Below are 10,190 nucleotides of genomic sequence, written 5' to 3'. Positions count from 1 at the left end.
GAGCTTAGAGAAGGGATGTTGACATATAACAAAAAGCGTTTCGGTCTCACACTTACAAATGCACAGATCATTCCTACTTTTGGGACAAGGGAAGTACTTTTTAACTTCCCACAATTTTTACTGCACGATATAGAAGATCCTATAATGGTTTTCCCTAACCCTTTTTATCAGATCTATGAAGGTGCAGCCAAGGCATGTAGAGCTGAAGTGATCTACCTGAATCTCAATGAAACAAATGACTTTCAACCCGTAGTAGATGAAGAATCATTAAGCAGAGCAGATTTTGTCATACTTAATTCACCTAACAACCCTACATCATCAGTCATGTGTATGGAAGATCTGAAGCGTTGGGTGGAGTTGGCTTTGAAACATGATTTCGTACTTTTGAATGATGAGTGTTATGCTGACCTTTATTTAGGTGAGCCTCTGCCATCACTTCTCAATGCAAGTATAGAAGTAGGCAATGAAAGTTTTAAAAATGTGTTGGTGATCAACTCTATCTCTAAGCGTTCATCTGCACCGGGACTACGTTCAGGGTTCATAGCAGGAGATGCAGAGATACTGAAAGAGTATATGGTCTACAGAACCTATGTGGGTTGTGCTTCACCGTTACCGCTTCAACATGCTGCAGCAGCAGCATGGGCGGATCAGGAACATGTAGATGGTTTTAGAGCAAAATATAAAAAGAATTTTGAAATAGCCAAAGAGGTTTTAGGTGTAGATACTCCTGAAGCGACATTCTACATTTGGCTCAAAGTCGAAGATGAGATAGCCTTTACTGTAAAACTTTTTAAAGAGTATAATCTCAAAGTCATTCCCGGTTCATTTTTAGGACGCGAGAGTGAAGGTCAAGGGTATATAAGACTGGCCCTTGTGTATGAAGCAGAGAAGACAAGAGAAGCATTAGAACGAATACAATCAGCATTGGAGCAATCATGATAGAATCACCGGAAATACACGTAGAAGAATTAAAAAAAGACCCAGAGTTTTTAGCGAATATTCAAAGACTGGAAGTTGAATGTAAAAAAGAAGAGAGTATCGCAAAAGGGTATCAGCTTTTAGATGCACAGCTTATCATCGAAGCACCGGAAGATGATATCAACGAGATCTTTACATTTATTGTAAACACAGCGTTTGACAGACTGGCTGAAAAACTCTCTACATCTCAGTCTTTTGATATGAATGATGCAGAAGATCTGGCAACGGCAAGAGCCATCTATGAACATGGTATCCAGCGTTACAGCGAGAATGATAAAAAGGGTGCAAAAGAGATCTTTCTTGTGTTGAACTATACGATCGACCATGCAGATCTGAAAGATGCGATGATGGTACATGCAGCTGCTGTGATGGCTGGAAACAGCTTTGAAGATTTTATAGAAAACCTTGTAGATGTTGAAGGTGTAGATGAGCATGACCCTTTAGCGTTTTTCATACAGACATTTACCCAGCCTACAGATATTTTACTGACGATGTTTGCAAAACATGTAAAGCAGGGTAAAGAAGAACTTAGAGTATTGGATGAGAGTAAATAGATGAAGATTCATTTTATAGGTATCGGGGGTATTGGACTTTCTGCATTGGCTAAATTTCTTTTTAATGATGGACATAAGATCTCCGGTTCAGACATTAAGCAAACAGAGATAACCAATGACCTGGCAACGAATTTCGATGCCAAGATCACCATACCTCACCATGAAGATGCTGTGGAAGGTGTGGACAGAGTGATCTACTCTGCTGCTGTTCGTCCTAACAATCCTGAGTATCAAAAAGCACAAGAGTTAGGGATAGAGTTACTTTCACGTAAAGAGTCTTTAAAAAGTATTTTAGGTGATAAAGAAGTCTATGCTGTGGGTGGAGCACATGGTAAGAGTACCACTTCTGCGATGCTCTCTTCCATCATTCCAGAGTCCAATGCACTCATAGGCGCTATCAGTAAAGAGTTTGGTTCAAACGTACGTAATTACCCTAACAACAAAGTAGTGTTTGAAGCAGATGAGAGTGATGAAAGTTTTTTAAATTCCAATCCATATCTTGCCATCGTGACCAATGTAGAACCAGAACATATGGAATACTATGAGTATGACGAAGAACGTTTTTATAATGCCTATAGAAACTTTTTATCACTGGCCAAAATACGTGTCATCAATGGAGAAGATGAATTCCTCTCTTCTTTGGAGATGGATAGCATTAGGCTTTACCCTTCCAAAGATATCAAGAACATAGAATTTGTTTTGGTCGATGGTGAACCTCATACAAAATTTGAACTTTTGGACCTGGGTGTATTTGAAGTATTCGGTTTTGGAAATCACATTGCTTTGGATGCCGCGTTAGCAATATTAGGTGCTTTAGAGCTAGGCGAAGAGCTAGAAGCGATAAGGGCAAATCTTTTACACTACAAAGGCATTAAAAAACGTTTTGATATCGTACAAAACCAGGAAGAGTGTGTGGTGATAGATGATTATGGGCACCACCCTACAGAGATAAAAGTCACGATGGAGTCACTTCAGATCTATAAAGGTCTGCGTGAATTCTCTAAACTAAACGTGATTTGGCAACCACATAAGTACAGTCGTACGATGGATAACCTACACGCATTTGTAGAGTGTTTTGAAGGTGTAGATGAACTTGTTATTCTTCCTATCTGGGCAGCAGGGGAATTAGAAGTAGACATAGACCTCAAGGGAGCATTCAGCCGCTACAAACTTCTTATGGCAGACACTGTCACGAAAGAAGACGGTGTCGTCAAAGTATTTAAAGATGGGCATGTGATACGAGAATACAGTGAGGGACTTGTTACAGCTTTCGGTGCGGGAGATATCACGTATCAGATACGTGGAGAGGCATAAATTGATGCATCCGAAGGATAGTACCGAAAAAACCATTATTCAAAAACTGGATCTTGATGGGTACATCCAGCAGTTTCAAAAATTTTTAGCCAGAGAAAAACCTGTAGCGATGATGGGTGACATCAACCAGCATTATCGTTATATACAAGCACTCTCTAAGGTACAGTTTCCTTTACCAAAATCCGTACCTAACTTAGATAGAGAACTTAATCTTATTAAAAAACAAGGGGTACTTTCACTGGATGAGATCTATGCTTTTGTGACCATGTTTTCATATTTCAACACCTTGAATACAGTAGGGTTTACAGAGCCACTGATCTCCTGGATACAAGGAATAGAGATACCGGAAGAGATCGTAGAGATCATAGGATACTTTACAGCTGAAGGAGATATAAACCCTGAACGTGACCCGGAACTCTATAAGCTTGAACGTGCCATCAAGCAAAACAAGATAGACATCAAAGAGACACTCTATAAATTGGCGCACTCCAGTAAGTTGCGGGACTATCTTGTCGATACCCAAGTGCATTTCAATGGGGGTGAAGAGACTTTACTTGTACGTGGTGGGTTTAACAATGCTATTAAAGCTACGGTAGCTGCACGTAGTCCTGGAGGCTTTTTTTATATCATTCCACAAAGTATCTCTCACTTAAAAGAGAAAGAGTCTGCACTGCTGAGTAGTAAAGAGGAGTTGATCTATACCTATTGTAAAAGTATCTCAGCGATCTTTTTCAAATGGGAACGTTTTCTGGCATTTATTAATAAAGAGTATGACAGATTTGACCACTACCAGGCACGTGTAAGCTTTGCAAGAGCAAAAGAGTATGAATTCATCTTACCAAGCAAACATAAACGTATCAAATTACAGGATTTTGCTCACCCTGCTATAGAAAACCCAGTACCCATCACGATGGATTTCTCCAAACAAATTATGCTTGTGACAGGTGTCAATGCCGGTGGTAAAACGATGTTACTCAAGTCGATGCTTTCAGCAGTTTATATGAGTAAGTATTTGCTTCCTTTTAAATGTGATGCTGAACAAACAGAAGTGGGACATTACAAGAGTATTGAAGCGGTTATAGATGACCCACAATCGGTAAAGAATGACATTTCCACTTTTGCAGGACGTATGCAGGAATTTGCAAAACTCTGTAACAAAGAAGATGCCAGTGTAGGGGTTGATGAGATAGAACTCGGGACAGACAGTGATGAAGCAGCCAGTCTATTTCGCGTGATGTTGGACGAACTACGAAAAAAAGGTATTAGCTTCATCGTTACGACTCACCATAAGCGGTTAGCCTCACTGATGGCAAGTGATGATGAGGTAGAACTCATTGCAGCACTCTACGATGAAGAGAGAAGAGTCCCTACGTATACTTTCCTACAAGGAAGTATCGGAAAGAGTTATGCTTTTGAGACAGCACAACGTTATGGGGTACCTGTGTCCATTGTGAACAAAGCAAAAGAGGTCTATGGAGAAGACAAAGAAAACCTTAATGAACTGATAGAGAAATCTACTTCACTTGAACGTGAAATGCGCATGAAAATAAATAAGATAGATGAAGAGCTAAAATCTGTAGAGAGACAAAAACAGAAACTTATCGATGAAGAAGTGAAGCTTCAGGAGAGTCATAGAAAAGCCATCGCAACACTTGAGAACCGTTATAATGCAGCGACTAAAAAAGCAAGAGAAGCGCTTAAAGTACAAGAATCCACTGAGGGGAGACGTCTGCTGAATGTGGCACATCAACGTAAAGATTTCAAGCAAAAAGAGATCCAATCTGTAGATGAAATACCACTTAAAGAGGGTGATAAAGTGAAGTACCGATCTCACAAAGGTGAGATACTTGCTATCCGTGGAAAAGATGCTACGATCATCGTAGACGGTTTGAAGATGAGAGTGCCTTTGGGACAACTCAAAAGAAGAGGGAATACGCCTCAAATAAAAGTCAAACCTAAAGCAAAAGAAGTCAAGGTCAATGTCGAAAAATCAGGGGCAGCTGTCTCTGTAAAACTACTCGGGATGTACGCAGATGAAGCCATAGACACCGTAGATAAATTTCTTTCAGATGCACTGGTGAACGGACTGAGTGAAGTACAGATCATTCACGGTACCGGTGGAGGAGTGTTATCAAAATTGGTGAGTGAATATCTTAAAAGACATCCTAAAATAGAGAAATTTTATCGAATGCCTGGAAACTTAGGAATTACTGTAGTCGAACTATAGAACCCTCTAGCAAAATCTTACGTTTCCAAAATTCATTCTGTGTATCTATGTTATTCAGAGGGTTCTATAACCCCTCTTTTAACTCCAAAGGGTATAATATAAGCATTAAAATGTTGCAGGAGAAGTACGTGAGCATTAAAGATGATGTGAATTATGTAAAAAAAGAGTTAAGTGGTGATGAAAAGGTACTTGAGAGTGCTTTTAAATTAGAGTCACTTTACAGAAAATACAAGTTTCAATTGTGGGGTGTTGTTGCAGCACTTATTTTGTTTTTTGGTGGTCAGGCAGTGATGACTACAATGCATGAATCAAAACTTGTAAAAGCAAATGAAGCCTTCTTAACACTACAGACTAAAAGTGATGATGCAAATGCGTTGAATGTACTTAAAGAGAACAATCCGGCACTTTTTGAACTTTATAGCTATGCGCAGGCAGTGAAAAAAGAAGATGTTAAAGCGTTAGAATCTTTGGCTGCAAGTCAGAATAATGTGATAGCAGATGCAAGTGCTTATACCGCTGGCGCGCTCAGTAAAAAACCTGTGGATTCAAAACTCTATAATGAGCTGGCACTGATTGAAGAAGCATACTTGGCCATCGTTGCAGGTGATGTAAAAATGGCTCAGAATAAATTGGAACTTATAGATGAACGCTCAGCTCTTTCAGTCGTTAGCGAGTTCCTTAGACACTCTACCATAAAGGCAAACTAATGAAAGTTTTGTCACTGATCACCTTTACCATAGCAGCATTATTGTTTTCAGGATGTAGCAGTAAAAAGTATTTTGAACCAGAACAAACATTTTCAGCATCAAATGCTTCAACTTCGTATGGTGGAAGTATGAGTGATATCAGTCGTGAAGGCGGAACACTTAAAAGTGGTAAATACATTAGTAAAGAGGGTGTAAGCAGTATCAACATTGGTGAAGGGTATAGATTTTTAAATGAAGACAATACCTATGTGCTGGCTGGAAATGCTGAGGGTATTTTAAAGATCATTGATAAAAAGACTAAAGAAGCAGTACGTGCAGTTTCTCTAAAAGTACCTGTTGTTTCTGCAACGATCCATAATGGTGTGATCGCATATATTCTTAACAGCAATACTTTTGGTATTTATCAAATGGCAGGCAATAAAAAAGTGGTTGAAAGTCGTTCTGAGACAACATTTGCCATCGATACAAGAGCAGCAAGTCCGATCTTTATTGATAGTTTAGTTGTTATGCCTATGCTTGACGGAAAACTCATTATTGTCAATATAAACGACAGTGAAAATGCAAAAGTAGTCTATCTCAGTACGGAAAAAGTATTTAACAATGTTATATATTTGTCTCGTAAAGGTAACACTATGATCGCTGCAACGCCAAAAAGACTACTTACTTTAGGCAATGATGGACAGAATGAGTTTAAAGTAAATATCTCTGAAGTAGCTTTTGACAACGGTATCATTTATCTCTTTACAAAAGAGGGAGAAATTATTGCTTTAGACAGCGGTCTTGAAAAGGTTGGAGAATCAAAGTATAAATTTGCACACTACTCTGTAGGTACAGCCTTTAATGGTAGAGTGTATGGGCTAGATCAGGGAGGTTCACTTATCGTTATGGACAGTGCTTTAACAAAACACAAGATCTATGATCTTGGAGAAGTAAGTGAACCGGCATTTATTGCAGGAACAAAGCTCTATAAAGATGGTGATATAATTGAATTATCTAAATTAGGTTATGAGTGATCTGCTGATAGCTTTTGAAGAGTATCTAAGTGTCACAAAGGCACTGGATACACTTACTATTTCTTCTTATCTGGGTGACCTTACCCAACTGGAAGAGTTAAGTCAAAAAACACTGACTAAACTTGATACGACTGATATACTAAAATTTTTAGCTACCTTTGAAAACAAAAGAACGTTAAACAGAAAACTCTCTTCTATCAATACATTTTTTCATTTCTGTCACAGACAGGATTTCAAGCATGAAAAAATTAAGATACCTATGGCAAAAATACCAAAGAACCTACCAAAATATATGAGTAGTGATGATATATTGCAAGGCTTAAAAAACATTGACAGAGGTAAAGTAATGGGATTACGCGACTATGCACTGATATTATTTTTATATGCAAGCGGATGTCGCATTTCTGAAGCATTGAACGTACAGCGTAGCGATATTGTAGACGGATGGCTGAAAATACGTTTTGCCAAAGGGGAAAAAGAACGTATTGTCCCTCTCGCACCTATAGCGGTTGAGGCATTGGAGATGTATATGCAGGAACAGGATATAGCCAGTAGTTATATCTGGTTAAATTACAAAGGCGACCTGCTCAGTCGCATTTCTGCCTATAAAATAGTGAAGAAGTATTTAGGTGTGTCACCGCATGTATTGAGACACTCATTTGCTTCTGCGTTGATCATTGGTGGAGCAGATCTACGTGTTGTGCAAGAGTTGTTAGGACATAGTTCTCTGGAGACCACACAGATCTATACACATATACAAAAACAGAATTTAGCCGATACGATGAATAGTTATCATCCGTTAAAAGGAGTATCATGAAAGCATTGGTTGAATATTTAAACCATAAAAATATCATTTTTAAATCTCTTCAGGAGATCCTGCCAAAAGAGTTGGGTTCTCGTAAAAAGGTTTCACTCTATTTAGGTGTTAATCTGAAAGGGTATTATGCACTGGTTATGGAAGTTGAAAAGAAGAGCAGGGTACTTCGAAAAGAAGCAGCTGAATTAATTCTTTTACATGAAAAATTAGAAAAATATATTGATAGCAAGATCACCAAAAAATATATACTGATCAAAGCACCATTGTGTTCTCATGCTAAGGCTATGTTGGAAGAGAATGGTTGGAAGGTGTGGTATGAGGAGCGTTAAACAATCGTGAATAGTTTCGCGATTGTAGTGACGGAACCAGAGTGGTCGGAGCAAAGCGAAGCCACGGAGGAAAAACTTGAAAAGGAGGAACATTCATGTTACTTGCAGATATCGGCAATAGCTATTTTCATATCTATAATGGTTCTGATGTAGAGCATTTGTCTTATGCAGATGCTATCCGTAAATACAGTAAAGAAGCACTCTGTTATATTTCAGTGAAACAACAATTGGACAGTACTATAGAAAATATATCTTTGTGGAAAAATATCTCCCAAGAGATACAATTGCAAGGTGCATATGAAACGATGGGTGTAGATAGAAGAGCATTATGTCTAAGTCATGATGATGGTGTTTTTGTGGATGCCGGTTCTGCAATTACTGTTGATATTATGGAAAATGGTGAGTATATGGGCGGATTTATATTACCCGGTTTAAAATCGATGCTAAAAGCTTATAGCTCCATCTCCCCGGTCCTAGACACAGAGTTGAACGATACAATATCTTTAGAGAGATTACCTACTACAACTAAAGATGGGATAAGCTATGGTATAATCGCGTCCATAAAAGCACTCATAGATAAGCATAGTGATGGTAAAAAACTCTACTTTACAGGTGGAGATGGAAAAATTTTGTCAAGTTTTTTTGAAGAAGCCATTTACGATGAAATGTTGGTATTTAACGGGATGCGAAAAGTGATTAAGGAAACAGAGATATGTTAACAGTAGCACTTCCAAAAGGAAGAATAGCAGAACAAACACTTGAAATATTTGCTGAAATTTTCGGCGGAGAATTCAAGTTTGAAGGCAGAGAACTCATTTTAGATATGGGTGAATTTCGTTTTTTAAACGTACGTAATCAAGATGTTCCGACATATGTAGAACACGGAGCAGCAGATATCGGTGTTGTAGGACTTGATGTTATTACTGAAAAAGAGCTGGATATTATCCAGCTCCTTGATATGCAGTTGGGCAAGTGTAAAGTGTCTATCGGTATTAAGAACGAAGATGAACTGGACTGGTCACGTCCTAACATCAAAGTGGCTACAAAAATGGTTAATATCAGCAAAAACTACTTTGCCAAAAAAGCAGTAGGTGTGGAAGTGGTTAAATTGTATGGTTCCATAGAACTGGCTCCACTTGTAGGTTTGGCAGATGCTATTGTGGACATTGTAGAAACAGGTTCAACGATGAGAGAAAATGGATTGAAAGTGGCTGAAGATATTATGGATTCTTCTGCACATTTGATTTCAAACAAAAATAGTTTTTATGGAAAGAAAGAAGAGATTCTCTCTTTGTATGAAAAGATCAAAACTGTTGTAGAAAGCCGTGGCTAATTCTACTGCAGACTCACTTGACCTCTACGCAAAAGTAGAGGATCTTCTTGGTGTAAAAGAGGCTGCTCCAAGTCTCTATGCACATTACCTTCTTTTTTTAAACTCTATAGATTTTGATACCCTATTAGATGTGGGTTGTGGTTCTGGAGATTTCTTACGTCAAATACAAGGTGCATTAGAGATCCCTCAAGTTAAAGGGATAGACCTCAGTCCTCTTATGGTCTCCAAAACACTCGAACAAGGTTATGATGCGGAGTGTATAGACTTATGTGATTTAAACGGTCATTATGATCTCCTGACGGCTGTGTTTGACATGTTAAACTATCTGGATAAAACACAATTAGCACATTTCTTAGGGTGCGTAAAAGAGCACTTAAACAATGGTGGATATTTCCTTTGTGACATCAATACACTGTATGGTTTTGAAAATGTAGCAGTTGGCGCTTACATTGTAGATGATGAAGAGAGATTTTTAACTGTGGACAGTGACTTTGAAGAGGGTGAATATAGTGCAGAGTTCACGCTTTTTGAAAAAGAGGGTGATGTGTTTAAAAAGTCTCAAGAGACGATCAGACAATATTATCATACAGTAGGTGACATTGCTATGTTAAGTGGTTTAGAACTGGTACAAAGTGATAATGTTAATCTCTATGATTTCGATGAAGCGGATAAATTCTTTTTAGTATTGAGAAAAGTGTAGAGAGGGAAGGAATAATAAAGTCCATCATTAAAGATGGACTTTGTATAAAACAGGTTTAAACCTATCTTACATTTTCGAATGGATTTTCAACAACATTCTTTCTATCTACGATATAAGGAATAAGTGCTGTTTGTCTAGCTCTTTTGATTGCGCCTGTTACAAGCTCTTGGTGTCTTTTACAGTTACCAGTGAGTCTTCTTGGCATAATTTTAAATCTC

12 protein-coding genes are annotated in these 10,190 nt (G+C 38.2%); 11 read left to right on the top strand and 1 reads right to left on the bottom strand.

Annotation, left to right across the window (positions count from 1 at the left end; translation table 11 throughout):
- The 11 genes from ABYK33_RS10070 to ABYK33_RS10020 form a co-directional block, all read left to right on the top strand.
- Positions 1–939, top strand: a 939-nt coding sequence (locus ABYK33_RS10070) for a succinyldiaminopimelate transaminase (protein ID WP_373033050.1), incomplete at its 5' end; no start/stop codon positions are given.
- Positions 936–1,532 (top strand): hypothetical protein, encoded by a 597-nt coding sequence (locus tag ABYK33_RS10065; protein ID WP_373033049.1) that lies wholly within the window; start codon positions 936–938, stop codon positions 1,530–1,532. The genes ABYK33_RS10070 and ABYK33_RS10065, both read left to right, overlap by 4 nt.
- Positions 1,533–2,846: a UDP-N-acetylmuramate--L-alanine ligase gene (gene murC / locus ABYK33_RS10060; protein ID WP_373033048.1), complete on the top strand. Its 1,314-nt coding sequence runs from the start codon at positions 1,533–1,535 to the stop codon at positions 2,844–2,846.
- Between the two features lie 4 nt (positions 2,847–2,850).
- Positions 2,851–5,073: an endonuclease MutS2 gene (locus tag ABYK33_RS10055; protein WP_373033047.1), complete on the top strand. Its 2,223-nt coding sequence runs from the start codon at positions 2,851–2,853 to the stop codon at positions 5,071–5,073.
- A 128-nt stretch (positions 5,074–5,201) separates the two neighbouring features.
- Positions 5,202–5,780 (top strand): hypothetical protein, encoded by a 579-nt coding sequence (locus ABYK33_RS10050; RefSeq protein WP_373033045.1) that lies wholly within the window; start codon positions 5,202–5,204, stop codon positions 5,778–5,780.
- The gene (locus tag ABYK33_RS10045; protein ID WP_373033043.1) at positions 5,780–6,793 is read left to right on the top strand and encodes a hypothetical protein; all 1,014 of its coding nucleotides are present in this window, start codon (positions 5,780–5,782) and stop codon (positions 6,791–6,793) included. The genes ABYK33_RS10050 and ABYK33_RS10045 overlap by 1 nt, the downstream gene beginning before the upstream one ends.
- A complete protein-coding gene (locus tag ABYK33_RS10040; protein ID WP_373033041.1) occupies positions 6,786–7,610 on the top strand; it encodes a tyrosine-type recombinase/integrase in 825 nt (274 codons plus the stop codon). The genes ABYK33_RS10045 and ABYK33_RS10040 overlap by 8 nt, the downstream gene beginning before the upstream one ends.
- Positions 7,607–7,939 carry a hypothetical protein gene (locus ABYK33_RS10035; protein WP_373033040.1) on the top strand — a complete coding sequence of 111 codons (333 nt, stop codon included), beginning with the start codon at positions 7,607–7,609 and terminating at the stop codon, positions 7,937–7,939. The genes ABYK33_RS10040 and ABYK33_RS10035 overlap by 4 nt, the downstream gene beginning before the upstream one ends.
- 95 nt (positions 7,940–8,034) lie before the next feature.
- On the top strand, positions 8,035–8,658 hold the full coding sequence (locus ABYK33_RS10030) for a type III pantothenate kinase (protein WP_373033038.1): 624 nt from the start codon (positions 8,035–8,037) through the stop codon (positions 8,656–8,658).
- Entirely contained in the window at positions 8,652–9,272 is a 621-nt protein-coding gene (gene hisG, locus ABYK33_RS10025) for an ATP phosphoribosyltransferase (RefSeq protein WP_373033037.1), read from the top strand. Before ABYK33_RS10030 ends, hisG begins: the two co-directional genes overlap by 7 nt.
- Positions 9,265–9,972: a methyltransferase domain-containing protein gene (locus ABYK33_RS10020; protein ID WP_373033036.1), complete on the top strand. Its 708-nt coding sequence runs from the start codon at positions 9,265–9,267 to the stop codon at positions 9,970–9,972. The genes hisG and ABYK33_RS10020 overlap by 8 nt, the downstream gene beginning before the upstream one ends.
- Positions 9,973–10,033: 61 nt before the next feature.
- On the opposite strand, the gene rpsR is transcribed toward ABYK33_RS10020, so the two are convergent.
- Positions 10,034–10,190, bottom strand: a 157-nt coding sequence (gene rpsR / locus ABYK33_RS10015) for a 30S ribosomal protein S18 (RefSeq protein WP_373033051.1), incomplete at its 5' end; no start/stop codon positions are given.

The organism is Sulfurovum sp. (assembly GCF_041562805.1).
GTDB lineage: Bacteria > Campylobacterota > Campylobacteria > Campylobacterales > Sulfurovaceae > Sulfurovum.
Note: the sequence above shows the minus strand (reverse complement) of the source record. Positions and strands in the feature narration are given on the sequence as shown.